General features: G+C 54.1%; 20 protein-coding genes and 2 pseudogenes. 11 read left to right on the plus strand and 11 right to left on the minus strand.

The genetic code is table 11. The features are described from left to right. Positions 1–69 precede the first annotated feature (69 nt). Both ACYAC5_RS21355 and ACYAC5_RS21360 read right to left on the minus strand, forming a co-directional pair. Positions 70–1140 carry an ABC transporter substrate-binding protein gene (locus ACYAC5_RS21355; protein WP_462063399.1) on the minus strand — a complete coding sequence of 357 codons (1071 nt, stop codon included), beginning with the start codon at positions 1138–1140 and terminating at the stop codon, positions 70–72. An 86-nt stretch (positions 1141–1226) separates the two neighbouring features. Beyond that, on the minus strand, positions 1227–1877 hold the full coding sequence (locus ACYAC5_RS21360; protein WP_462063400.1) for a TetR/AcrR family transcriptional regulator: 651 nt from the start codon (positions 1875–1877) through the stop codon (positions 1227–1229). A 91-nt stretch (positions 1878–1968) separates the two neighbouring features. On the opposite strand from ACYAC5_RS21360, the gene ACYAC5_RS21365 reads away from it, so the two are divergent. From ACYAC5_RS21365 to ACYAC5_RS21375, 3 genes are all read left to right on the plus strand, one after another. Further along, entirely contained in the window at positions 1969–2226 is a 258-nt protein-coding gene (locus ACYAC5_RS21365) for a YdgH/BhsA/McbA-like domain containing protein (RefSeq protein ID WP_217548336.1), read from the plus strand. A 76-nt stretch (positions 2227–2302) separates the two neighbouring features. Next, positions 2303–2746, plus strand: a complete 444-nt coding sequence (locus tag ACYAC5_RS21370; protein WP_217548333.1) for a DUF417 family protein — start codon at positions 2303–2305, stop codon at positions 2744–2746. A gap of 48 nt (positions 2747–2794) precedes the next feature. Further along, positions 2795–3130, plus strand: coding sequence for a DMT family transporter (locus ACYAC5_RS21375; RefSeq protein ID WP_008106908.1), 336 nt, complete (start codon positions 2795–2797; stop codon positions 3128–3130). 39 nt (positions 3131–3169) lie between these two features. On the opposite strand, the gene ACYAC5_RS21380 is transcribed toward ACYAC5_RS21375, so the two are convergent. Further along, positions 3170–4222: an SDR family oxidoreductase gene (locus ACYAC5_RS21380; RefSeq protein ID WP_462063401.1), complete on the minus strand. Its 1053-nt coding sequence runs from the start codon at positions 4220–4222 to the stop codon at positions 3170–3172. Between the two features lie 97 nt (positions 4223–4319). On the opposite strand from ACYAC5_RS21380, the pseudogene ACYAC5_RS21385 reads away from it, so the two are divergent. From ACYAC5_RS21385 to biuH, 4 genes and pseudogenes are all read left to right on the plus strand, one after another. Next, positions 4320–5219: pseudogene (locus ACYAC5_RS21385) on the plus strand (LysR family transcriptional regulator). Between the two features lie 199 nt (positions 5220–5418). Continuing rightward, on the plus strand, positions 5419–6867 hold the full coding sequence (locus ACYAC5_RS21390) for an amidase (protein WP_192413108.1): 1449 nt from the start codon (positions 5419–5421) through the stop codon (positions 6865–6867). Then, complete coding sequence (locus tag ACYAC5_RS21395) at positions 6860–8170, plus strand: purine-cytosine permease family protein (protein ID WP_222183440.1); 1311 nt, start codon at positions 6860–6862, stop codon at positions 8168–8170. The genes ACYAC5_RS21390 and ACYAC5_RS21395 overlap by 8 nt, the downstream gene beginning before the upstream one ends. Beyond that, a complete protein-coding gene (gene biuH, locus ACYAC5_RS21400; RefSeq protein ID WP_101761567.1) occupies positions 8163–8870 on the plus strand; it encodes a biuret amidohydrolase in 708 nt (235 codons plus the stop codon). Before ACYAC5_RS21395 ends, biuH begins: the two co-directional genes overlap by 8 nt. Here the strand turns inward: biuH and ACYAC5_RS21405 are convergent. Then, positions 8867–9769: an alpha/beta hydrolase gene (locus ACYAC5_RS21405; RefSeq protein ID WP_192413103.1), complete on the minus strand. Its 903-nt coding sequence runs from the start codon at positions 9767–9769 to the stop codon at positions 8867–8869. The genes biuH and ACYAC5_RS21405 overlap by 4 nt on opposite strands. 186 nt (positions 9770–9955) lie before the next feature. On the opposite strand from ACYAC5_RS21405, the pseudogene ACYAC5_RS21410 reads away from it, so the two are divergent. After that, a pseudogene (locus ACYAC5_RS21410) lies at positions 9956–10135 on the plus strand (PIN domain-containing protein); the annotation flags it as partial. 42 nt (positions 10136–10177) lie between these two features. On the opposite strand, the gene betA reads toward ACYAC5_RS21410, so the two are convergent. Genes betA through betI form a run of 3 tightly spaced genes read right to left on the minus strand, consistent with a single transcriptional unit; the run spans position 10178 to position 13965 of the window. After that, positions 10178–11857 (minus strand): choline dehydrogenase, encoded by a 1680-nt coding sequence (gene betA, locus ACYAC5_RS21415; protein ID WP_192413101.1) that lies wholly within the window; start codon positions 11855–11857, stop codon positions 10178–10180. A gap of 28 nt (positions 11858–11885) precedes the next feature. After that, a complete protein-coding gene (gene betB / locus ACYAC5_RS21420) occupies positions 11886–13358 on the minus strand; it encodes a betaine-aldehyde dehydrogenase (RefSeq protein WP_280173174.1) in 1473 nt (490 codons plus the stop codon). Positions 13359–13371: 13 nt separating this feature from the next. Then, on the minus strand, positions 13372–13965 hold the full coding sequence (gene betI, locus ACYAC5_RS21425) for a transcriptional regulator BetI (RefSeq protein ID WP_101761563.1): 594 nt from the start codon (positions 13963–13965) through the stop codon (positions 13372–13374). 255 nt (positions 13966–14220) lie between these two features. On the opposite strand from betI, the gene ACYAC5_RS21430 reads away from it, so the two are divergent. Then, positions 14221–16251 carry a choline transporter gene (locus tag ACYAC5_RS21430; RefSeq protein ID WP_462063402.1) on the plus strand — a complete coding sequence of 677 codons (2031 nt, stop codon included), beginning with the start codon at positions 14221–14223 and terminating at the stop codon, positions 16249–16251. Between the two features lie 83 nt (positions 16252–16334). After that, positions 16335–17309, plus strand: coding sequence for a UV DNA damage repair endonuclease UvsE (gene uvsE, locus ACYAC5_RS21435; protein ID WP_462063403.1), 975 nt, complete (start codon positions 16335–16337; stop codon positions 17307–17309). Here uvsE and ACYAC5_RS21440 read toward each other — a convergent pair. From ACYAC5_RS21440 to ACYAC5_RS21450, 3 genes are read right to left on the minus strand one after another with little or no spacing between them, the layout of a single operon-like run. After that, positions 17296–17769: an OmpA family protein gene (locus ACYAC5_RS21440; protein ID WP_192413091.1), complete on the minus strand. Its 474-nt coding sequence runs from the start codon at positions 17767–17769 to the stop codon at positions 17296–17298. The genes uvsE and ACYAC5_RS21440 overlap by 14 nt on opposite strands. Continuing rightward, a complete protein-coding gene (locus tag ACYAC5_RS21445) occupies positions 17766–18980 on the minus strand; it encodes a diguanylate cyclase domain-containing protein (RefSeq protein ID WP_137387329.1) in 1215 nt (404 codons plus the stop codon). Before ACYAC5_RS21445 ends, ACYAC5_RS21440 begins: the two co-directional genes overlap by 4 nt. A 1-nt stretch (position 18981) precedes the next feature. Continuing rightward, on the minus strand, positions 18982–19542 hold the full coding sequence (locus ACYAC5_RS21450) for a YfiR family protein (protein WP_462063415.1): 561 nt from the start codon (positions 19540–19542) through the stop codon (positions 18982–18984). Positions 19543–20016: 474 nt separating this feature from the next. On the opposite strand from ACYAC5_RS21450, the gene ACYAC5_RS21455 reads away from it, so the two are divergent. Next, complete coding sequence (locus ACYAC5_RS21455) at positions 20017–22065, plus strand: FUSC family protein (RefSeq protein ID WP_462063404.1); 2049 nt, start codon at positions 20017–20019, stop codon at positions 22063–22065. Between the two features lie 174 nt (positions 22066–22239). Here the strand turns inward: ACYAC5_RS21455 and ACYAC5_RS21460 are convergent, their stop codons facing one another. Then, positions 22240–23676 carry a 6-phospho-beta-glucosidase gene (locus ACYAC5_RS21460; protein WP_277975018.1) on the minus strand — a complete coding sequence of 479 codons (1437 nt, stop codon included), beginning with the start codon at positions 23674–23676 and terminating at the stop codon, positions 22240–22242. Positions 23677–23686 lie beyond the last annotated feature (10 nt).

A 23686-nucleotide genomic window follows, 5' to 3' on the forward strand; every position in this document is an offset into this window, starting at 1 on the left:
TGCAAGATGAGCTGCGCTGTGGCTGAAGAGATAAATGCCGCCACCAGATCCGGCCACGCCGCGCGCAAACTACCGGCCGCCAGAATCTTCAGCGTGGTCATGATAGTGCGTCTGGTAGAAGCGCTGATACCAGCGATCGGCTTGTTGTTGCATATTGATGTCGCGGAATTTTTCCGGGTAGAGCTTTTTCGCCATCCACAGCTCTCCGAGGCCAATCGCTTCTGGCATCGGATAGCCCCACGCTTTGGCGTATTCCGGCATCAGCCACACCCGATGATTCTTCACCGCGTCAATGGTTTGCCAGCGCGCATCCTGCTGGATTTCCTGCACCACGTTGGGATAGCGATCCTGCACGAAAATCACTTGCGGATTCCACGCCACTACCTGTTCCATGCTGACCTGTTTGAAACCCTGCACGGTCGCGGCCGCTACATTGAATGCGCCCGCGTGCGCCATCATCAAGCCAGTATATTTGCCCGAGCCGTAAGTGGTGAGGTCGGGATTCGCCATATAGGCACGCACGCGCTGCTGTTCAGACATATTTTTTAAACGATCGCTGATGATTTTGCGTCCGGCAAAGGCGGCATCAATCAGTTCCTGCGCCTGCTTTGGCTTGTTAACCACATTGCCAATCAGCGTGATGCCTTCCTTAATGCCGAGATCGTAAGCCTGATCTTCATTCTGCATACTGGGATTGATTTTGCCTTGCTGACCGGCGTCATCGTGACGCAGTGAAATCGCCAGTACCGGAATGCCCAGGGCAGAAATCTGGTCGATCATCTCTTTCGGCGCATAGTTGGTGACAAACACCACCTGCGGATGCAGCGCCACCAGCTTTTCCAAATCGACATGCGTCAAATCACCGAGCATCGCTTTGTGCGTCAGTTCCGGCACTAATTGCGCATAACCCTCACCTAACTGCTGCTTCCAGTTCGCCAAAATCCCGACGATTTTATCGGTGGCGTTGAGCTGCACCAGCAGGTTCAGAGTTTGGTGCTGCAGCACCACTACGCGTTCAATCCTGTCCGGAATCTCCACCTGACGACCAATTTGATCGGTGACGATGCGGCTGGCATAGCTATGAAACGAGGTGAGAGTGAGTAATTCCGCCAGAATAATCCGCTTAAGAGAGGTATGCATAAAAGCTCCTGAATTCGATATGCACCGGAGTATATAGCGTTTAGTGAGCGGAGATATGGCTGTTTTTAACATCACAATGCTCAGTATCACTCGCACATTACTGCATCGATCACCTTATCGATCATACTGTTAATCACTTCCTGGTCGGGATTATCCAGCGCCATCAGGGCTAAACCACTTTCAAAAGTCAGAATAAATTCAGCGGCTTCGTCAGGAGATAATTTGCCTGAAAGGGTGTTGTTCTGCTGTGCAAGCTGCGCTTCCTCGATTATCCACGCTTTAAATGCATGACGTTCGTTGAATAACTGCGCGCCTAACGATGAGGCTTCAGGGCGAAATGTGAGCGCGGAAAACACCAACAAGCAGCCTGGCGGTTTGCCTTCGCAGGAAAAAAGGTTAAATGCCGAAAACAGGAACTGCTTAATCTTGTTGCTAAAACTCAATTCTTCAGAGGAAAGAATCGCCTCTAAATCTGGCAGCCACGTCGCTTTGTAATGTTCAAGCGCAGCGATAAACATCCCTTCTTTATTACCAAATGCCTGGTACAAGGTGGCGGGCTTGGTACCGGTTGCCTGGGTAAGATCGTTGAGTGAGGTGGCTTCATAACCTTTGTCAGCAAAGATCGAGAACATGATCGCCGCCAGCTCTTCTTTGGGTAACAAACGTGGTCTGCCTGATTTTTTGTTGACATTCATTGACATAACTCCCTTCCCACCTGAAGTTTCTGATAAATCCATCACATATTTTAGCGTTCGCTAATAAAGTGTGGTGCGTTTGCTCTTCGGTTGCGTTATATATTTTAGCGAACACTAACAAAAGGAAGATATTATGAAAAGCGCAATCATCGCAGTTTTGGTTTTGATCCCATTTTTCTCTAACGCAGCTCAGGAACTCACGCGTAACAGCAGTGAAAATGTGGTGCGTTCCGGCAGTATCAGCGTGCAGGGCGGCACGCACAGTGAACTGGTGACAAAACTAATGGCGAAAGCCGAGATGACGGGCAGTGATTTTTATCGAGTGACCTATATCAATACGCGTCAGCAGGGTTATGCCACCGCCACCTTATATGACAGCGTTGAGATGTAATCGACATCATGAACCATGACTTTATGCCAGCTCATTTCTTATTGAGCTGGCTGCATAAATCACTGGAGAGTTTATTATGACAACAGCTAATCAAGTCTGTACTTCACGAGTGGTCCATTTCCTCGCGAGCAAAGAACCGATGGTATTGCGATTATCGGTGATTATTATTTTCCTGGTTTTTGGTGTGGCGAAGTGGTTTGAATTCGAAGTTCAGGCGCTGGAACCCATATTTATAAAAACATGGCTGAGTATATTTCCCTACTTCCTCGGTCTCCATGGCAGCAGCTATTTCCTGGGCGTAGTAGAGATGACGACGGTTATTCTGCTCATCGCAGGCTTTAAACGTCCACTGTTAGGTATGATCGGCGCTGGATTGTTGATACTTACCGGGTTAGTTACCTTAAGTCTGTTACCGCAGTTAGGCGGACTCGATTCGTTTATTTTTAAAGATATTATGGTGGTGGCGATTGGTCTGACGTTACTGAAGCGCGATTTAATCCGTTGGAAAAACAACCTCTAACAGCTACTCTATAACGCGTGTTTACTCTCGGGCATTTAAGAGGGCTTTATGAATAATGTTTACGTGATACTGGCGATATCCATCGTCGCTGAGACGATTGCCACAACCATGATGAAGGCCTCGCAAGGATTCTCACGCCTTATTCCCAGCGTAGTTGTGGTAATAGGTTATGCCATTTCATTTTATGGATTATCTCAAGTGGTTAAACAGATGAATGTCGGCATTGCTTATTCTATCTGGGCCGGAATGGGTATATTTTTGGTGTCGGTCATGTCTTATTTTTTCTACAACCAGAAACTGGATTTCGCTGCAATGGCGGGCTTGATGTTAATCGGGTTAGGCATTGTGGTGATTCAGGTTTTCTCCAAAACCATTCTGCATTAATGAAGTAATAACAGGGGAGCACAGGCTTCCCTGTTAGCGTTAAGGGATAATGCGTGCTGCGCGTAATTGCGCAAACAGAGCAAAGAACATCTCATCCGTCGCCTGATAGCCGTTAAAACCTGCGCGCCGTAATTTGCTGCCATCACCAAACATGTCGTAATCCCAGCCAAAAACAAAATCGGCAAACTGCCCATCATTCAGCTGCAAGATATCTGGCTCTATCAGCTGATGTTCTATAGCGATGGTTTGCCATAGCGCGCGGTAATCCTGAAACAGCTGAGAAAACGACAGATTCACCGCCGGCGCGCTTTCCAGTTCAAACCAGCGGGCAATCGCAGGCCACAGCTCACTCCAGCGCCATAAATCGCCGTTGTTAACGTTGAAAGCCTGATTGCGCGCGCCGGGCGCATTGGCCGCCCACAGCGTGGCCTGCGCGAGTAATCCCGCATCGGTATGATCGACCATGCTGTGCCAGGCGTGCGATGAACCGGGAAAACGTAGCGGTAATCCCTGAGATTTACACAGAGATGCGTAGAGCGCGATGCTCAGCGCCAGGTTCATGGCATTACCGGGTACCGCGCTGCCGACCACACCGGGTCGCAAGGCGTGCCAGTGCCAGCTTTTACCGCGCTGAAAGTCACTTAGCCAACGCAGCTGTTGCGCATTGAATTCGGCTCCCGCGACGCCGGGATCGCTTTCACGCGCGGGCGTTTTGAACGGTCCCAGATGCGCGCCATACACTTTGTATCCCTGCATCAAACTAACGCTGCGCAACGGCGCGCTTTTATCGATGTTAACCACCAGATTGCGCAGCATGGTCACGTTGGGTTCGACCATTTCACGCCAGTTGGCTGCATTCAGCCAGGCGCTGTAGAAAATATGCGTGACCTGATTGAGCGGGGCCAGCGCCTGTGCACTGTGCTGCGCATCCAGCAGATCGACATGGATGAAAGGGATATTCTGCGTTGAGATTGCAGGCTGGCGCGTCAGGCCGATCACCTGCCAATCCTGCTGACGCAGTGTTTTTACCAACTCACTACCGACAATGCCGGTTGCGCCCGCGACCAGCGCGACGTGATGTGTTTTCGACATGATGATTCTCCTGTGAACAAGACAGGCACAGTGTTATCTATTATTTTTATTGCTGATATCCCACTATCCAGATGCCACTTATCAGAAAAATCATTAAATGAATAATAAACTCAACGCCATCAATACCTTCCTTCGCGTGGCGGAAGCCGGATCGTTTTCGGCAGCAGCGCGCCTGAGCGGGATGAAGCAATCCGCCGTGAGCCAGCAAATCGCGGCGCTGGAGGAGGAACTCGGCATCGTGTAGTTGCACCGCACCACACGCGCGATGAAATTGACCGAGCAGGGCAAGCGATACTTACAGCAGATGCAGCCGCTGCTGGCCGCGATGCAGGACGTTGAAAGCCAGTTGCGCCCGGCGCAGCAAGCGCTGCAAGGCAGCGTGCATATCCAATTACCCAGCGGATTAGGCCAGCGCTTGCTGCCGCCATTGCTGGCGCTGCAACGCGCGAACCCAGAACTGCATCTGACCATCGCGCTCGACGATCGTGTGGCTGAACTGGTGAGCGAAGGCGTGGATATCGCGTTGCGCCTGAGTGAAATGCCGCCTGAGATGTTTCCGGCGCGCTTACTGGCGCGTATTGAAACGCCGCTGTTTGCTGCGCCTGAGCGGGTACGCGCAACACCGATTACCTCGCTGGCAGAGCTAGCCGCGCATCCGCATGTTCGCTTTAGCGGTATCGACAAACAGGCACCGCTGCGTCTGATATCCAACCAGGAAACCGTCGCGCTAACCGTGAATACCGTGTTTCGCGCCAACAGCAGCGAAGGGTTGTTGCAGGCGCTGCAGGCGGACATCGGCGTCGGGGGCATGCAGTTACCGCTGGTGCAGGAGGCATTAAAATCAGGTTCGCTGGTACGCATCTTGCCACAATATCGTCTGCCAGACCGTTTTCTCTACGCGGTATTCCCCGATGCGCGCTTTATCCCGCTGCGCGTCAAACGTGTGGTGGAAGTGATCGAACAGGTTGTGGATGCGTTAATTCCTGCGGCCGGTTAAGCCGCTCTCCATGGTGGCGCAAGACTGCGCCATTTTCGTGCTTCCTATCGCAACCGCTGCATTGTAAAGAAACATAAGTATTCGATCTTGTATCCAAGAGCGTATCCCATCTGGCCTGGCCGCTAGCGCCCTCGTTTATGGAATTTTCTGGCACGCAAACTGCAACGTTTCCGATAAGTGATAAATCGGGAGTATTCGCATGTTTGATGCACTGTTGGATGAAGATGCCACTACGCTGGCGGCGTTAATTCGCGGCGGAGACGTTTCGGCGCAGGAAGTGACGCAAGCCGCCATCAATCGCATGGAGCAGCGCGAGCCGCAGATTCAGGCGTTTTGTACCGCTACGCCACAGCTGGCGCTGCAACAGGCGGCCGCTGTTGATGCAAAACGCGCGCGCGGCGAAACGCTGGGGGCGCTGGCGGGCGTTCCACTGGCGGTGAAAGACTTGATTTGTACCGCAGGCGTGAAAACCACTTCTGGATCGCATGCCTACGCTGATTTTGTCCCGGAAGAAGATGACATCACCGTTGAGCGCCTGCTGGCGGCCGATGCGGTGCTGCTGGGGAAAACCACCGCACCGGAGTTTGGCTATAGCGGCGTTGGGCACAATCCACTGTTTCCATCACCGCGTAATCCGTGGGATCTCTCTAAAACGCCGGGCGGATCGAGCGCCGGTTCCGGAGCGGCATTGGCGGCGCGCCTGTGTCCGATTGCGCTGGGCAGCGACGGCGGCGGTTCGGTAAGAATTCCCGCCGCGCACTGCGGCGTGTTTGGCCTGAAAGCGTCGATGGGGCGCGTACCCTTATGGCCGGGCTGTCGCGACGAGCGTTATCCCGGCGTTTCCAGCTGGGAGTCGCTGGAGCATATCGGCCCGATGACGCGTTCGGTGCGCGACAGCGCGCTGATGATGTCGGTGATGGCGGGGCCAGATATGCGCGATCGCCACTCGATTCCCTGCAACGACGTGGATTGGCTGGCCTCGCTGGAAAAACCGCTGAGCGGTCTGCGCATCGCTTTCAGCGCGGATTTCGGCTACATTGCCATTGATCCCGAAGTGCGTGACATTGTCACGCACGCCGCGCGTCGTTTTGCCCGTGAGCTTGGCGCTGAACTGGATGAAGTCGATCCCGGTATCGCCGATGAATGTGCCACCTTTGCTGCGCTGGTGGCTTTTGAGAGCGATCTCACCGGCATGCGTCACATGCACGCCGAACTGGGTGCACGCATGTCACCGCATCTCAGCGCCATGCTGCAACATGACTGGCGCGCTGAAACTTTTACCGACGCCAATACCGCACGCAAAAAGCTGTGTAACCAGATGTGGCGCTTCATGCAGCATTACGATCTGCTGCTGTCGCCGACGCTGGCGGTGCCGCCGTTCCCGCTCAATATGCAGGGACCCGAGATCATCGATGGCCGCATGGTGCGCAGCGATCACTGGCTCTCATTCTGCTTCCCGTTCAATTTCACCGGCCAACCGGCGGCGTCTGTTCCTGCGGGCTTTACCGCCAGCGGATTGCCGATTGGCATGCAAATCGTGGGTCGTCATCTGGACGATGGCCTGGTGCTGGCGGCGAGTGCCGCGTTCGAGCGCATACAACCCTGGAATCACATCACACCTGTTTCAATCGGAGTTGCCCATGACTAACAAAAATTCACCGGCTTTAGAGCAGGAGTTCGAGCATGAACCGGTTCCGCTCAGCCATCGCCACTCGACGGGTTCGGTGTCGGCGGTGTGGTTTGGTTTCCCGATGATCCTCACCAATGCGCTATTTGGCGGCATCATTACCTGGCATCTCGGCTTCTGGCCGGCGCTGATTGCCATTCTGCTGGGAAATCTGGTGCTGTTTGCCTATGTGGGTGCGCTGAGCTGGTTCGCCGGTAATACCGGCATGAACTTCGCGTTGCAGGCGAAACGCACTTTTGGCACCAAAGGCTACATTTTGGTTTCGGGCTTCCTTTCTACTGTAGTGATCGGTTGGTACGCCTTCCAGACCGGGTTAACCGGCACGGTGATCAACCAAACCTTTGGCTGGAATGCGCTGGCGGTGACGGCGTTTGCCATGGTGCTGTATACCGCCATCACCTTCCTCGGCGTGCGCGCATTGTCCGTGCTCGGCATGATCGCTGCGCCGCTGTTCGTGGTGTTGGGATTGGTGGCGCTGTGGCTGATCAGTAAGGATCACGATTTCAGCACCATCACGCAGTTTACCGGCAGCAGCAGCGCAGTGGGCGCAATGAGCATGGGCACCGCCGTCACCATGGTGGTGGCCGGTTTCGCCGATTCCGGCACCATGACGGCAGATTTCACCCGCTGGTCAAAAGACGGTAAATCGGCGGTGATTGCCGCGTTCTCAGCGTTCCCGGTGGCGAACGTTATCTCTTATCTGTTTGGCGTGGTGATTGTGGCGGTGGGCGCGGCGGTTGATCCGGCGAGTAACGGCGGCAACTTCCTGCCAATGCTAATGGGGCACGGCATGCTGCTGTCGGTGATTGCTTTCCTGTTTGTGTTTATCAATCTCGGTTCGGTGTGTACGCACTGTCTGTATAACGGCGCAGTCGGCTTTAGTCATCTGTTCAGCAGCAAAATGCGTCTGTGGACGGTGATCCTTGGCGTGATTGGCGGGGCGCTGGCGCTGGCTGGCGTGTGGTCCTATTTCCTCGAATGGCTGAGCTTGCTCGGCATCGTGGTGCCGCCGTTTGGCGCGGTGATGATTGTCGATTTGATCTTCATGGCCAAAATCAGCGAACAGCGCCAATTGCGCCGCATGCGCGGTAGCGCCTTTGCCGCCTGGGCGATTGGTAGCTTGTGTGCGGTGATTGCGCACATCGCCTTCCCACAGTTCGGTGAAGCGGTGATTGGCCTGGTGACTGCTGCCGCCAGCTATACGCTGATTGTGAAACTAAAAGGTGAAAGCACAGTAACGGTGATGGAGGAAAAAAATGCCTGATTACGCCATTGATTCAACCCCTTACTCGTGGCCGTATGACGGTCGCTGCAGCCCGCAGGATACCGCACTGATCGTTATCGATATGCAAACCGATTTCTGCGGTAAAGGCGGTTACGTCGATAGCATGGGCTACGATATTGCCTTAACGCGCGCGCCTATCAAACCGCTGCAGCAGGTGCTGGCAACGATGCGCGAGTTGGGCTTCCCGATCATCCATACGCGCGAAGGGCATCGGCCGGATTTAAGTGATCTGCCCGCAAATAAGCGTTGGCGATCCAGGCGCATGCAGGCGGAAATCGGCGCGCCCGGTCCGTGCGGGCGCATTCTGGTGCGCGGTGAACCGGGCTGGGAAATTATCCCGGAACTGGCGCCATTGCCGGGAGAAGTCATCATCGATAAACCGGGCAAAGGCTCGTTTTACGCTACCGATCTCGAACTGATTCTGCGTAGCCGCGGCATTCGCAATCTGATCATCAGCGGCATCACCACTGATGTCTGCGTCCACACCACACTGCGCGAGGCTAACGATCGCGGCTTTGAGTGTTTGGTGTTGTCAGATTGCTGCGCGGCGACGGAGCTGAAACACCACGAAGCGGCGCTCAGCATGATCCATATGCAGGGCGGGATTTTTGGTGCCGTAGCCAGTTCGCAGACCCTGCTGGCGGGATTAATTAGCAAGCAAACGGTTGAGGTGGATTAGCTCTTTAACCACTTTTCATAGTGCTCTGGCCACGCCATGGTCGGCGTGCCGGGCCTGCCCATACCAAATCCATGTCCGCCGCTGCTGTAGCGATGCATCTCAACCGGCACATGCTCACGCTTACAGGCGTCAGACATAATCAGCGTGTTATGCGGATCGGAGATCGGATCGTCCTCTGCCTGCACCAGAAAGAAGGGCGGCGATTGCGGATTGACAAACTCCTGCACTGACCATGCTGCGTTTTCACTGGCGGGCGCGTGGTTGCCAACCAGCATTTTATGGGTTGAAGTGTGGGTGTAAGGCGCTTCCAGCGTGATGACGGGATAGATCAGCGCCGCGCGATCGGCCGTGGCGGGCAGGTTATCCAGGGTATCGGTTGCCCTGTAAGATCGAAAATCTGCTCGCGTGACCGTCATACCGAGCAGATGACCGCCAGCGGAAAAGCCCAACACGCTGACATATTTTTCCCGTTGCCGCACCAGGCGCAGCGCGCGCTGTGCATCCTGCAGTGAAACCATCGCACCATCTTTCCAGCCTTCATGCGGTAAACGATAACTCAGCACATAAACGGTATATCCGCGCGCCGTCAGCCAGGCTGCGGCAGGCCAGGCTTCTTTACCCATTTCAATGCGCGAATAGCCGCCACCTGCGGCAATCAATACCGCGCGACCATTAGGCGAGGGCGGCGTTAATAAGGTGAGTGTGGGCTGTACGATATTACGCTGCGCGCCTTTGGTAGAAATCACCAGATCGCCAGCAGGACCGCCACCGCCCGGCGGTAAATCTGGCCATAGCGGCAAGATTTGAGTTGTTACGCGTTTCGAAGCAGCCCAGATTAGCCCGCTGCGCACTGTCAGCGCGGAAAGAGTGAGATACGACAAAAAATGGCGGCGCTCCATGGCAGCTCCTCATGAAATTGGCGATTTATTGAAGCAGAAAAATCAGCAGAAAAGATGAAGAGGGCGGTGCTATGTATGAACAAATGCGACGGGAAAAGCATTAAGGTTTGTAGTTACAACATACTTTTACTTGTTTCCTTAATCGTGAGCCTGGCAGCAGTGCGGTTGTCGTTGTGACAGTGAAACGCGGCTAAAGATGCTACGACGAAAGTGACAATGTCCTTGGATGTGTCTGGTACTCCGATTGGTGCTAATGATGCGGCGATCGCCGGACATGCCATTGCGGCAGGCACAATTTTAGTCACTAACAATACGCGGGTATTCGCTCGGGTAGTGGATTTTGATCTTCAGGATTGGGCTAGTTAGCCACCAAAGAAAAGGGCGACCAACGTCGCCCCTAAATCAACCTCAACCACGCATCGGTTCAGTGCGGACCGGTTTATCACCGGCAACAAAGTAATCCGCTTCGCTGCGCGGCAGCGGCTGTCGACCACGAATGTTATCTGCGATTTTCTCGCCGATCATGATGGTCGTCGCGTTCAGGTTACCGGTGATGATCAGCGGCATGATTGAAGCATCTACCACGCGCAGGGCTTCAACGCCGTGAACGCGGCCTTCACCATCGACGACAGACATCTCGTCGTTACCCATTTTACAGGTGCCACACGGGTGATAAGCCGTTTCGCCGTGATTTCGCACAAACTCATCCAGCTGTTCATCGGTCTGGCAATCCAGGCCTGGGCTGATCTCTTTACCGCGATATTTATCCAGCGCCGGCTGGTTGATGATCTGGCGCGTGATACGAATCGCATCGCGGAACTCCTGCCAATCCTGCTCATGTGACATGTAGTTGAACAGAATCGCTGGATGACGACGCGGATCGCGTGATTTCAGGCGTACATGACCGCGGCTCGGTGAGCGCATCGAACCAACGTGGCACTGGAAGCCGTGCGCTTCCACCGCGTTCGAGCCGTTGTAGTTAATCGCCACCGGCAGGAAGTGATACTGAATATTCGGCCAGCTGAACTCTTCACGGCTGCGGATAAAGCCGCCGCCTTCAAAGTGGTTGCTGGCACCGACGCCGGTGCCATTAAACAGCCACTCCGCACCGATTTTCGGCTGGTTCCACCACTTCAAGGCCGGGTAGAGCGAAACTGGCTCTTTGCACTCATATTGCAGGTACATTTCGAGGTGATCCTGCAAGTTCTCACCCACGCCCGGCAAATCATGCACCAGCGGGATATCGAACTGTTTCAGCAATTCAGCGGATCCGACTCCGGAACGCTGCAGAATCTGCGGCGAGGCGATGGCTCCGGCGCACAGCAGCACTTCACGACGTGCATGCGCCTGGTGCGAGGTATTGCTGGAACCCAGCAGATACTGCACGCCAACTGCGCGTTTACCTTCAAACAGAATGCGGTCGGTGGTCGCATGGGTGACGATTTTCAGGTTCGGACGGGTTTTCGCGGTATCGAGATAACCGCGCGCGGTGCTGGAGCGGCGACCTTTCGGCGTCACAAAGCGATCCATTGGCCCGAAACCTTCCTGCTGATAGCCATTCAGGTCATCAGTGCGCGGATAACCTGCCTGCACGCCGGCTTCAATCATCGCCGCAAACAGCGGATTGTTATCAGGTTTACAGGTGGTGATGCTCACCGGACCTTCGCCGCCGTGATAATCATTGGCACCGATATCGCGCGTTTCTGATTTGCGATAGTAGGGCAGGCAGTTCAGGTAGCTCCAGTTTTCCAGACCAGGCTCCCTGGCCCAGTTATCGAGGTCCATCGCGTTACCACGGATGTAGCACATGCCGTTGATCAGCGACGAACCGCCCAAACCTTTACCGCGGCCGCACTCCATTCGGCGGTTGTTCATGTACGGCTCAGGTTCAGTTTCATACGCCCAGTTGTAGCGTTTTCCCTGCAGCGGGAACGCCAGCGCCGCAGGCATCTGCGTGCGGAAGTCGAAGCGGTAATCTGGGCCGCCGGCTTCTAAAAGCAGCACATTGACGCTGCTATCTTCGGTCAGTCTTGTTGCCAAAACGTTCCCTGCGGATCCGGCTCCGATAATGATGTAATCAAATTCCATTAGTCGTTCCTCAGGTTAAAAGCCAAAATTAAAATACGGACTGAAAACGGGTCATTTCGAGCTGCACAGATTTCACCTGCGTGTAGTTTTGCAGCGTCATCAGGCCATTTTCACGGCCCACACCCGAATGTTTGTAACCGCCCACCGGCATTGCGGCGTCAGATTCGCCCCAGGTATTGATCCAGCAAATGCCCGCTTCAATCTGGTGAATTACGCGGTGCGCGCGGTTAAGATCCTGGGTTACCACACCGGCCGCCAGGCCAAATTCGGTGGCGTTGGCGCGGCGAACCACTTCTTCTTCGCTTTCATAAGTCAGAATCGACATCACTGGCCCGAAGATCTCTTCACGCACAATGGTCATCTCATCGCGGCAGTCGGTGAACACGGTCGGTTCCACCCATGCGCCGTTATCGAAAGCCGCACCGCTCAGACGTTTACCGCCGCACAGCAGGCGCGCACCTTCGCTGATGCCGGATTCAATAAAGCGCATCACGTTGTCGCGATGCGCGAAGCTCACCAGCGGACCGAAGTTGGTATCTGGATGGTTGAGATCGCCGGCCTTAATACGCGCCACGCGCTCAGCGATTTTGGCTTCAAACGCCGCTTGCAAATTAGCTGGGATAAACACGCGCGTGCCGTTGGTGCAAACCTGGCCCGAGCTGTAGAAGTTCGCCATCATCGCGATGTCAGCGGCGAGATCGAGGTCAGCGTCATCGAAAATGATCAGCGGAGATTTGCCGCCCAGCTCCATGGTGACATCTTTCAGCGTCGAACCGGCCGCATTGGCCATCACTTTCTTACCGCTGGCAACGCCGCCGGTGAAGGAGACTTTATCGATGCCCGGATGATCGGTAAGCAGCTGGCCGGTGACCGCGCCGCGACCGTTCAACACGTTGAACACGCCGTTCGGCACGCCCGCTTCAGTATAGATTTCCGCCAGTTTCAGCGCGGTCAGCGGCGTGACTTCGCTGGGTTTGAAGATCATCGCGTTACCGGCGGCCAATGCTGGCGCGGATTTCCACAGCGCGATCTGAATCGGATAGTTCCACGCACCGATCCCGGCCACCACGCCCAGCGGTTCGCGGCGGGTGTAAACGAACGAGGTATCGCGCAGCGGGATCTGCTGGCCTTCCAGAGAAGGAATCAAGCCCGCGTAGTACTCGAGCACGTCGGCACCGGTGACGATGTCCACGTATTGGGTTTCGCTCAGCGGTTTGCCGGTGTCGAGGGTTTCCAGCGCGGCCAGTTCGTCATTGCGCTCACGCAGAATATCAACCGCACGGCGCAGAATGCGTGAACGTTCCATCGCGGTCATCGCCGCCCAGATTTTCTGGCCTTTTTTCGCGGCGGCAACAGCGCGATCAACGTCTGCGCGTTCCGCTTCATGCACGTCGGCCAGCACTTCGCCGTTCGCCGGGTTGATGGTCTGGAATGTCTTACCTGCCGCAGCGGGAACCAATGCGCCATCAATATAAAGGTGTTGCTCGGTGAATCGGGACATGATTTCTCCTTCCTCAGTGATTCTGGTCAGCCAATTGCTGACGAATGAATTGGGTGGTGAGCTGTCTGGCGATAGCCAAATCGAACGGTTTGCCGCTGAGCGCCGCGCGCAGCCACAGGCCATCAATCAATGACGCGAGGCCATGTGCCGCCAGACGCGCCTTTTCGCGCGGGATAACGCGACGAAACTCGGCTGCCAATGTGGAAAACAGGCGACGGCTGCTCACGCGTTCTAAGCGGCCCAACTGTGGCTGATGCATGCTGCTGGCCCAGAAATCCAGCCAGGCTTTCATTGCGGCGCTGTGCACCTGCGAATCATCAAAGTTGCCTTCCACAATCGCCAGCAGGCGCGCTTCCGTTGTGGCGTCTGCTAGCGGTTTTAACCTTGCTGCTACCGCATCACGTAGCTGACGTGTTACGTCACGCATTGTGGCTTCCAGCAGACCGTTCTTGTCTTTGAAGTAGTGGCTAATGATGCCTGTCGATACGCCAGCACGTCGCGCAATCTGCGCAATGGTGGCATCGTTGATCCCGACTTCGTTGATGGTGCTCAGGGTCGCATCAATCAGTTGCCGACGACGTATCGGCTGCATTCCCACCTTTGGCATAACACTCCAGCTCCACTTCAATCTTAGAACACTATTAAAACTTTTTTTGATTGCACGTTCAATATAAAAAAGAAATTTGTTAGGATGCTGTGCTTGGATTGTTACAAAAACGAAGCGGGGAAGCGAAGGGACTCAGCGGATGCGTATGCACGCGCATCCCACGAAAACCGCATTTTGCCTCGTCGGGATGCCGTTAATGGTGATCTCGGCGAGCTTCTTTGGCACGTACTACAGGAAATTAACCAGAGGTAATCGATGATTAATCCACCTGCCAGTGAAAAAGACAGAATCAATCCTGTGGTGTTTTACACCTCCGCCGGACTGATTCTGACATTTTCACTTGTCACGATTTTTTACAGCGAACTCGCTGCCAGCTGGCTTCTGACCGCCGTTAACTGGGTCACCTCCACGTTTGGCTGGTACTACATGCTCGCTGCCACGCTGTACATCGTGTTCGTCATCTACATGGCGTGTTCGCGCTACGGCGCTATCAAGCTGGGGCCGGAGCAATCTAAACCCGAGTTCAGCTTACTGAGCTGGTCGGCGATGCTGTTTGCCGCCGGCATCGGTATTGACCTGATGTTCTTCTCGGTTGCCGAGCCGGTAACCCAATATATGCAGCCGCCAGAAGGTGCAGGGCAGACCATGGAAGCCGCGCGTCAGGCGATGGTGTGGACGCTGTTCCACTACGGCGTCACCGGCTGGTCGATGTACGCATTAATGGGCATCGCGCTCGGCTACTTCAGCTATCGCTACAACCTGCCGCTCACCATCCGTTCGGCGCTCTATCCGATTTTCGGCAAACGCATTAATGGCCCTATTGGTCACACGGTGGATATCGCCGCGGTGATCGGCACCATCTTTGGAATCGCCACCACGTTGGGGATTGGTGTGGTGCAGCTGAACTACGGCCTCAACGTGCTGTTCGATGTGCCGGAAGGTTTCACGGCGCAGGCCGCGCTGATTGTGCTGTCAGTGATCATCGCCACCATCTCAGTAACATCCGGCGTGGATAAAGGCATCCGTATTCTTTCTGAGCTGAACGTCGCGCTGGCGCTGGGCTTAATTCTGTTCGTGCTGTTTATGGGCAAAACCGATTTCCTGCTCAACGCACTGGTGCTGAACGTTGGTGATTACATCAATCGCTTTATGGGCATGACGTTGAATACCTTCGCCTTCGATCAGCCACGCGAGTGGATGAATAGCTGGACGCTGTTCTTCTGGGCGTGGTGGGTTGCCTGGTCGCCGTTTGTCGGTCTGTTCCTCGCACGTATTTCGCGCGGTCGTACCATTCGTGAGTTCGTGTTGGGTACGCTGATTATTCCGTTCACCTTTACGCTGCTGTGGCTGTCGGTGTTTGGTAACGCGGCGCTGTATGAAATCATTCACGGCGATGCCGGCTTTGCGCAGGAAGTGATGGCGCATGCCGAACGCGGCTTCTATAGCCTGCTGGCGCAGTATCCGGCGTTTAAATTCAGTGCTTCGGTGGCCACCATCACCGGCATGCTGTTCTACGTGACGTCGGCGGATTCCGGTTCGCTGGTGCTGGGTAACTTCACCTCGAAGCTGAAAGACATCAACAGCGATGCACCGAACTGGCTGCGTATCTTCTGGTCGATTGCGATTGGTGTGCTAACGATGGGCATGCTGATGACCAACGGGATTTCTGCCCTGCAAAACGCCACGGTGATCATGGGCTTACCGTTTAGCTTTGTGATCTTCTTTGTGATGGCCGGGCTGTACAAATCGCTGAAGGTGGAAGATCACCGCCGCGCCAGCGCCAGCCGCGACACTGCGCCGTACATTCCGGCCAGTAACGATCGCCTGAGCTGGAAGAAGCGCCTGTCGCGTCTGATGAACTATCCGGGCACGCGCTATACGCAGAAGATGATGGAAGAGGTGCTGTTCCCGGCGATGCAGGATGTGGCGAAAGAGCTGGAGCTGCGCGGTGGACGTGTATCGCTGGAGCGTGCCGAGCCAGAAGAGGGGCAGCCGCTGGGCCACCTTGATCTGCGCGTGTTGTTGGGCGAGGAGCAGGATTTCGTTTATCAAATCTGGCCACAGCAGTATTCGGTACCGGGCTTTACCTATCGCGCACGTAGCGGTAAATCGACCTATTACCGCCTGGAAACCTTCTTGCTGGAAGGCAGCCAGGGCAATGATTTGATGGACTACAACAAAGAGCAGGTGATCATCGATATTCTCGATCAGTACGAACGTCACCTGAACTTTATCCATCTGCATCGTGAAGCGCCGGGCAGCAATATGACCTTCCCAGACGTATGATGTCAGCCAGGTGCGCCGCGATGCGCACCTGGCACTTTCTCCGATCGCAGCTACACTTTCACGCTGATTAAACGGGGGATGAAATGAAATTAGGCTTTGCTTGTAAGTATCTGGATCAACAGGCTAAACAGCCGTATCCCTTCAAAAGCACCACCCGCACGCGCTTTCTCGGCCTCGATGATGAATCACGCATCACGCTGCTGAACCAACTGGCGCAAAACAATCTGCAAAATCTCACTCTCACGCTTGAAAAGCTGGCCACGCAGCCCGACGCGCTGCGCATGATGCGCATCGGCAGCGATCTATTGCCGCTTTACACGGTGCCGCAAGCAATGCAGTTATATGGTGAATTATTGCCCGATCTTACGCCGTTACTGCGCCGCTGCGGCGAGCTGGCGCGCGCTAATAATATTCGGCTTTCATTCCACCCCGGCCAATATACGGTGCTGGCCTCCGATAATGACGGCGTGGTCGATCGCGCGATTGAGGATGTGGAGTATCACGCCACCTGTGCGGTATTAATGGGTTATGGCCGACAGTTTCAGGATTTCAAAATCAACATCCATATGAACGGCAAAAAAGGCTTTGATGGATTCCGCGCCGCGTTTCTGCGGCTCACCCCTGAAGCGCGCAATATGCTGACGGTGGAGAATGATGAAATATCCTGTTCGCTGGACGATGTGTTGCAGGCGCGTGAGTTGTGTCCGGTAGTGCTGGATATTCACCATCATTGGGTGAAAGAGAATCACTATATTCAGGCTGATGATGCGCGCATCGCGCTGATAAAAGCGTCGTGGCGCGGTGTGCGGCCAGTTTTGCACTATTCGATTGCGCAGGAAGGTTTGATTCCCGATCACGTTTTCCCGGATCAGCAGGATTTAGCGGTGTCGAAAACCAAACTTCGCGCCCATGCCGATTATTACTTCAATCAAAGCTTAAATGATTGGGCGCTGTCGTTTGATGCCTTCGATATTATGTGCGAAGTGAAGATGAAGAATTTAGCGCGCGACCGTTTGTACGATTATGCAGTCGAGCGCCAGATCATCACGGCGCCGTAATCACAATCGCCACGCGGCGGTTTTGCGCCCGGCCCTGCGGGTTATTGTTGCTGGCAATCGGCGCGCTCATTCCTAAGCCGCGCGTAACGATATTTTCGCGCGGAATTCCCGCGCCTTGCGCCCATTGTGTCGCAACGGCGTTGGCTCTTTTCAACGACAGCTGCTGGTTGTAATCCGCTTTGCCGTAATTATCGGTATGACCATCAATACGCACATGCTTAATGCCGGTCGTCGCCAGATTTTTCGCCATTGTCTGAATGGTGTTTTTACTGGCGGGAGTGAGTTCAGATTCGTTGACGCCAAACAGAATTTTGTCCGACAAACCTAATCCCCAACCTTCGCTATTTTGGCTGAAACCGGCATTACGCATCGCTGCGATCTGTTCATCGCTGAAACGTCCCTTTGCCTGGCAACCGACCAGCGCCAGCACACACACCATCAGGAAAATTTTCATCTTCATCTCCGCACCTTACTCTTTCCCTTATTTTTGTACATGTTCATATCTGCGCGTTCCAGAATCGACTCAACCGTATCGCCGTGCTGCGACCAGGCGTAGCCAATGGTCACCGAGGTGGAAATCGGAGTGCCTTCAGCAATAACAATTTTCTGGCTGATGGCTTCATTAATATCCTGCATCAGCAACTGCAATTGCGCCTCGCTGGCGCGGCTGCTCACCAGCATGGCAAACTCATCGCCGCCTAAACGCGCGACTAAATCCTGTTTATACGCCAATGCGGAAAGGCGCGAACCAATCGCTTTCAGTACTTCATCACCGGCGGCATGGCCCCAGTTATCATTGATGCTTTTAAAGCGATCGCCATCGAGAAACAGCAAAACAAAGCGCTCTTTCGCCAGTTGCTGATCGAGCAGTTGAGTTAGACGCGCCACAAAGGCGGCGCGATTGGCGAGGCCGGTTAGCGGGTCTTCCAGCGCTTTGGCGGCCAGCGTGCGATTATCGCGGATCAGAGAAGCCTGCAGCGTCTGCATCTCTGTCAGCAACGAGTTGAGGTCATTGGAAAACAGCTGAAATTCGCGCGTCGGGCTTTCCGGGATACGTAAGGAAAAATCACCGGAATGGATCACGTAGTGGATCGAGCTGGTGATATTACGCAACGAGGCAAGTATGCCGCGATGGAGAAATTCACTCAGCAGGAAGGAGATGATTAACACGCACAGCATGCCGCTGGTCAGAATCATCAGCGAATAACGGATGAAATCGGCCGCACCGGTAACGGTGCCTTCCAGCGTCAGCGTACCGACATTGGCTTCCGAGTGGTTAATATTAACGCTGAGCGGTTTAAGATAAATCCACTCACGTAATAATCGCGGATACCAGCCGGTCTGTTCTTGTCGATCATGCCAGTCAACTAAAACAGTGTGATCGTCAGTCACCAGTTTGGCGGAATCGAACATGCCTTCATTGCCGAGGCGCGCGATTTTATTATGCGCGTCGTAGCTGTCTTCAAATACCGTGGCGGCCGTCAGCGTGGTGCTGAGCGTGGCGGCAATTAATTCCAGATTTCTTTTCTCGTAGCTTTTAATAAACAGCAGGGAAGTCGATGAGAGCAGCAGCCAGCACAGCAATAAAATCACCGCAGAGTTGATGGTGCTAATCTTGCGCAGCTTGTTACGAATCGATGATTTGTCATTTAGTGAATTTTCTATTTTCATCTTATTTGCTTCCATTGCGGGACAGCAACAGTACGTCCGGACTCACCTTGACGCCGCTCCTGGCTAGCGAATCAAGGTTGACTGAGAACAGCGTGTGGTCGGGTTTAAAAATCAGGCAGAAGGCGGCGCCAATGGTACATTCCGCATTGTTTTCAGCGAGGGTTAATACCGCCTTACCTTTGAGGTGATTAAAAAGTTCAACCTGTTGTTGCGGCGTCTGATCGCCAAAATAGACCGCATCGCAATGCTGCGTTGCCAGTTCACTTTCACTGGCGAGATAAATCACGCTAAACGGAACGGCTGAAGGCACACTATTTTGTGGCAATGAGAGATGTTGCGCGGAGGAAAATACGCAGAGTTGCGGCGCGCCGGTTAAACCCGGCCAATGGGTAAAACTAATAATACCGCTGACAATGCGATTGGCTTTATCGTCTTTTATTTCAGCAATTGCTGAGCGAGAAATAAACAGCAGCAGAAATAGGGCAGTTACGACGATTTTGCAGATATGGAGCAGGGAGAGCAGGACGTCGGCTTCCCGATGAAGTTGATGTTTACGTAACATACTGCGTTCCCGAGAGTTCTTCGCATTATTCAGCGCGCAAATAGTAGCACCGCTACGGTTAAAAATGTACTTACAGTTCGTAGGGTCGCTATTCATGGCGACTTTTCTCGAAAATACTCACCCGAGCATTCCACAAATTTCTGCGATATTTGTAGACGGCATTGCGCGAAATTATTTTATGGATAAACGACCAAAAAGGGCGCACTTCACCAAAGTGTGATCCAGCACACATTTATCGGCCTGATAACTGCTACGCGTTAAAACGGCTTAAATCGCTGATGCCGGATAAATTAGCGACAAAACCGCATCTTTAACGTGGATTTTCATTAGCCGTGCTTACGCATCTGCGCCACGTGCAAACCGCGCGATGAACATGGTTTTCGATTACGAAATAATTCGACATATTTATCGAGGTGAGGCTTTTTCACATTCTGGCAGGATACGCAACATTCAGTACATCCTGGTCACCGTGTCATGCAGTGGTTTTCAAAAAACGCCGTTTTTTTTGCTGTAAAAACCTGTCTGGCCGCCTTTCTGGCACTCTATTTCGCACTCGAACTGAATCTGGATAAACCGGCGTGGGCGGTGACCACGGTATTGCTCGCATCACAGCTCTATTCCGCCTCAACCATTTCCAAATCGGTGTTCCGTCTGCTGGGGACACTATTGGGCGGCGTATTCGTCTTCTTTATCTTTCCGCCGACCGTTCAGCATCCGCTGCTGTTCTGTTTCTGCATTTCGTTATGGGTCAGCGTTTGCCTCTATCTGTCACTGCACGACCGCACGCCGAAGAGTTACGTGTTTATGCTGGCCGGTTACAGCGCGGCGATCATGGGTTTTCCGGAAGTCACCACGCCGCTGTCGATCACCAGCACGGTGATTTCGCGTATAGAAGAGATCACGCTCGGCATCGTCTGCAGCAGCCTTGTGCATGCGCTGTTGTTTCCGGTATCGATGCGCAGTCTGTTGGAGCAGAGTGTCAGCCACTGGTATCTTAACGCGCGCAAACTGTGCAGCGATTTGCTTTCCGGCATTCCCAGCGATAGTTCGCCCGAGCGTGACGATATTCTGATCCGCATGGCAACGCATCCGCAGCAGGTGGAAGTGCTGATCACCCACTGCGTTTATGAAGGTGACGCCGCGCGGAGACTGATTCGCCTGGTTAGCGTGCAGTATCAACATCTCTCCTATTTGATCCCGACTCTCACGGCTATCGAGATGCGCCTGCAGCGGCTCTCGATACTGCAGATCGCCTTTCCGGAAAACGTGGCGCAAACCTTTCAGCTGTTTCTACAGTGGCTCAATGATGGTGAAGCGGTAGGGGAAACCGGCGGCATCCAGCAGACGTTAAGCGCTTGTCAGGCTGAACTTAACCTCGCCTGGCAAAACGGCGACTTGCCTACTGAAAACTGGCTGCTTTTTACCGGATTAATGGAACGGCTGGCGGATTTTGTCCGTATTGCCGGGGCCTATCAAAGCGTTGGTGGATTGGTAAGCGACCTGTCGGGCGACACCACACTGGCGCGCGGCAAACGCACGCACCGCTTTTTCGATAAAGGGTTAATTCGGCTTTCGGCGCTAACCGCGTTCTGTGCCACCTTCGGTTCCTGCTTGCTGTGGATGGGATCAGGCTGGCGTGATGGCGCATCGGCACCGGTGATGGCGGCGATTCTCTGCTCATTGCTCGCCAGCCAGGATACGCCGCTAACTTCAATGAAGCTGTTTGTACGTGGCGTAATCGTGGCGATCATTATCAGCGTAATTTATGTGGCGCTGCTGCTGCCGCAAGCCACCTCGTTTGAAGCGCTGATGATTTGTCTTGCACCCGGACTGATGATTCTGGCGCTGATGATCGCGCGGCCCTCGACCAACATGATAGGCCTGAGCGTAGCGATTCAGATCCCCGGCTTTATCGGCCTCGGCCACCATTTAAAACCCGATTTGGTCCTGCTAATCAATAACGCGATTGCCACCATGGCGGGCGTGATGTTTGCGGTAATCATCACCGCCATCATGCGTAACAAACGCCCATCATGGACCGCGCGCCGCGCCGTGCGACAAGGTCTGCGCGAGCTGTTGCGCTTTATTAAAGAGACCGAACGAAACGGTTCGTCACTGCTGGGACGGCAACGTTTTATCAGCCTGATGCTGGATAAAGTGAATGTGGTGTTGCCGCGCTTACGGCTCGATCCGCATCCCGATATGCGTTCAGCTGGCATGTTGCTCAAGGAAGTGTGGCTGGGCGTGAATAGCTTTGATTATTACGCGCGCCACAAAGAGCTGCTGCAGCAATATCATCTGGATAGTGGACAGATGTTTCATGAGCTGGCGCTGTTTCTCAAACGCCGCCTGAAGTCACTGCAAACCCCACCGCATGCGGATTTGCAGGATGAGCTGGATTTACTGTTGCTGAAGCTGGAACAACTGGCGAAGCGCGACGAAAGGGTGCTGACGCCGCTGTTCCATCTGTTCAGTATTCGGCTCTATCTGTTCCCGCAACAAGCGTGGCCAATCATTAAGTAGGGTCGCCATTCATGGAGTAATGCTCGTCAGTTAAGACATGAAACCCTCATCACCGAGAGCACACATTGTAGCGGCGCAATTCATTGCGCGATAAATCGCGCCGCTACGGAAGGTGCGGTGATTTGAAACGGCGCTTAACTGATCGGCATTACGCCATTCATGGCGACCACTTATTTACAGCGCCTCCAGATTCCGCCCGTTGCTGGCGATCACTTGCTTGTACCACCAGAATGATTTTTTGCGGATGCGTTCCAGGCTGCCGTTGCCTTTGTCATCACGATCGACATAAACAAACCCATAACGCTTACTCATTTCGCCGGTCGAGGCCGCCACCAAATCGATGCAGCCCCACGTGGTATAACCGATCAGCGGGATACCATCGGCAATCGCTTCGCCCATCGCCTGAATATGCTCTTTCAGATAGCTGATGCGGTAATCGTCGTTAATCTCGCCGTCGGCATTGATTTCATCGTGCGCGCCGAGGCCGTTTTCCACCAGAAACAGCGGCTTCTGGTAGCGGTCATACATCATGTTCATGGTGATACGCAGACCGAGTGGATCGATGCCCCAGCCCCAATCGCTGCGTTTGACATGCGGATTGGTCAGCGATTTCACCACGTTGGCGGCGCTGCTGTTTTGTTCGTTCATCTCTGCCGAGGCGCAGCGTGAGGCGTAATAGCTGAAGGAGACGAAATCAACGGTGTGACGCAGTGTAGCGGCATCTTCCGCTTCCATCGCAATCTCTACGCCTTTCTCGCGGAACACCCGCGCGGCATACGAAGGATAAGCGCCGCGCGCCTGCACATCGATAAAGAACAGGTTTTCGCGATCCTTCTCCAGCGCGGCCCATACATCCTCCGGCTTACATGACCACGGATAGAAGTTGCCACCCGCCAGCATGCAGCCGACCTGGTTTTCCGGGTTAATTTCATGGGCGATTTTGGTCACCAGCGCGCTTGCCACCAGCTCGTGATGCGCCGCCTGATACTTCACCTGCTCCGGGTTTTCGCCCGGTTCAAACACCAAACCTGCACCGGAAAACGGGCTGTGCAGCAGGATATTGATCTCGTTAAAGGTCAGCCAATACTTCACCAGACCCTTGAATTCTTCAAAGCAGGTACGCGCGTAGCGGCTGAAAAATTCGATCATTTTGCGATTGCGCCACGAACCGTATTCGGTCACCAAATGCATCGGCACATCGAAGTGGCACAGCGTCACCAGCGGCGTGATGCCATATTTCTGGCACTCTTCAAACAGGCTGCGATAGAACGCGATGCCTTCCGCGTTTGGCGTCAATTCATCGCCTTGCGGATAAATACGGCTCCAGGCAATCGAGGTACGGAACACGGTAAAACCCATTTCTGCCATCAGCGCGATATCGTCTTTATAGCGACGGTAAAAATCGATGGCGTTATGGCTTGGGTAATACTCATCGCTGCGCAGTTCGAAGCGCTTTTCCTGGCCCAACTTTACCGGCATGCGATGCGTGCCGTGAGGAATCATATCCACCGTGGTTAAACCTTTACCACCCGCCAGATAGCTCCCCTCTGACTGATTAGCGGCTAATGCGCCGCCCCACAAAAATCCCTTTGGAAATGTCACTTCAGACATAAAAACCTCT

Source organism: Pantoea sp. y20 (assembly GCF_054903455.1).

What these genes read in the sequence shown, in the direction of transcription:
- ACYAC5_RS21445 (WP_137387329.1), bottom strand. Translation starts at nt 18,980, where the DNA reads ATGAAAATAGAAAATTCACTAAATGACAAATCATCGATTCGTAACAAG.
- ACYAC5_RS21355 (WP_462063399.1), bottom strand. Translation starts at nt 1,140, where the DNA reads ATGCATACCTCTCTTAAGCGGATTATTCTGGCGGAATTACTCACTCTC.
- ACYAC5_RS21455 (WP_462063404.1), top strand. Translation starts at nt 20,017, where the DNA reads ATGCAGTGGTTTTCAAAAAACGCCGTTTTTTTTGCTGTAAAAACCTGT.
- ACYAC5_RS21405 (WP_192413103.1), bottom strand. Translation starts at nt 9,769, where the DNA reads ATGGAGCGCCGCCATTTTTTGTCGTATCTCACTCTTTCCGCGCTGACA.
- ACYAC5_RS21430 (WP_462063402.1), top strand. Translation starts at nt 14,221, where the DNA reads ATGATTAATCCACCTGCCAGTGAAAAAGACAGAATCAATCCTGTGGTG.
- ACYAC5_RS21450 (WP_462063415.1), bottom strand. Translation starts at nt 19,542, where the DNA reads ATGTTACGTAAACATCAACTTCATCGGGAAGCCGACGTCCTGCTCTCC.
- biuH (WP_101761567.1), top strand. Translation starts at nt 8,163, where the DNA reads ATGCCTGATTACGCCATTGATTCAACCCCTTACTCGTGGCCGTATGAC.
- ACYAC5_RS21395 (WP_222183440.1), top strand. Translation starts at nt 6,860, where the DNA reads ATGACTAACAAAAATTCACCGGCTTTAGAGCAGGAGTTCGAGCATGAA.
- betI (WP_101761563.1), bottom strand. Translation starts at nt 13,965, where the DNA reads ATGCCAAAGGTGGGAATGCAGCCGATACGTCGTCGGCAACTGATTGAT.
- betB (WP_280173174.1), bottom strand. Translation starts at nt 13,358, where the DNA reads ATGTCCCGATTCACCGAGCAACACCTTTATATTGATGGCGCATTGGTT.
- uvsE (WP_462063403.1), top strand. Translation starts at nt 16,335, where the DNA reads ATGAAATTAGGCTTTGCTTGTAAGTATCTGGATCAACAGGCTAAACAG.
- ACYAC5_RS21460 (WP_277975018.1), bottom strand. Translation starts at nt 23,676, where the DNA reads ATGTCTGAAGTGACATTTCCAAAGGGATTTTTGTGGGGCGGCGCATTA.
- ACYAC5_RS21380 (WP_462063401.1), bottom strand. Translation starts at nt 4,222, where the DNA reads ATGTCGAAAACACATCACGTCGCGCTGGTCGCGGGCGCAACCGGCATT.
- ACYAC5_RS21440 (WP_192413091.1), bottom strand. Translation starts at nt 17,769, where the DNA reads ATGAAGATGAAAATTTTCCTGATGGTGTGTGTGCTGGCGCTGGTCGGT.
- ACYAC5_RS21370 (WP_217548333.1), top strand. Translation starts at nt 2,303, where the DNA reads ATGACAACAGCTAATCAAGTCTGTACTTCACGAGTGGTCCATTTCCTC.
- ACYAC5_RS21360 (WP_462063400.1), bottom strand. Translation starts at nt 1,877, where the DNA reads ATGGATTTATCAGAAACTTCAGGTGGGAAGGGAGTTATGTCAATGAAT.
- betA (WP_192413101.1), bottom strand. Translation starts at nt 11,857, where the DNA reads ATGGAATTTGATTACATCATTATCGGAGCCGGATCCGCAGGGAACGTT.
- ACYAC5_RS21390 (WP_192413108.1), top strand. Translation starts at nt 5,419, where the DNA reads ATGTTTGATGCACTGTTGGATGAAGATGCCACTACGCTGGCGGCGTTA.
- ACYAC5_RS21365 (WP_217548336.1), top strand. Translation starts at nt 1,969, where the DNA reads ATGAAAAGCGCAATCATCGCAGTTTTGGTTTTGATCCCATTTTTCTCT.
- ACYAC5_RS21375 (WP_008106908.1), top strand. Translation starts at nt 2,795, where the DNA reads ATGAATAATGTTTACGTGATACTGGCGATATCCATCGTCGCTGAGACG.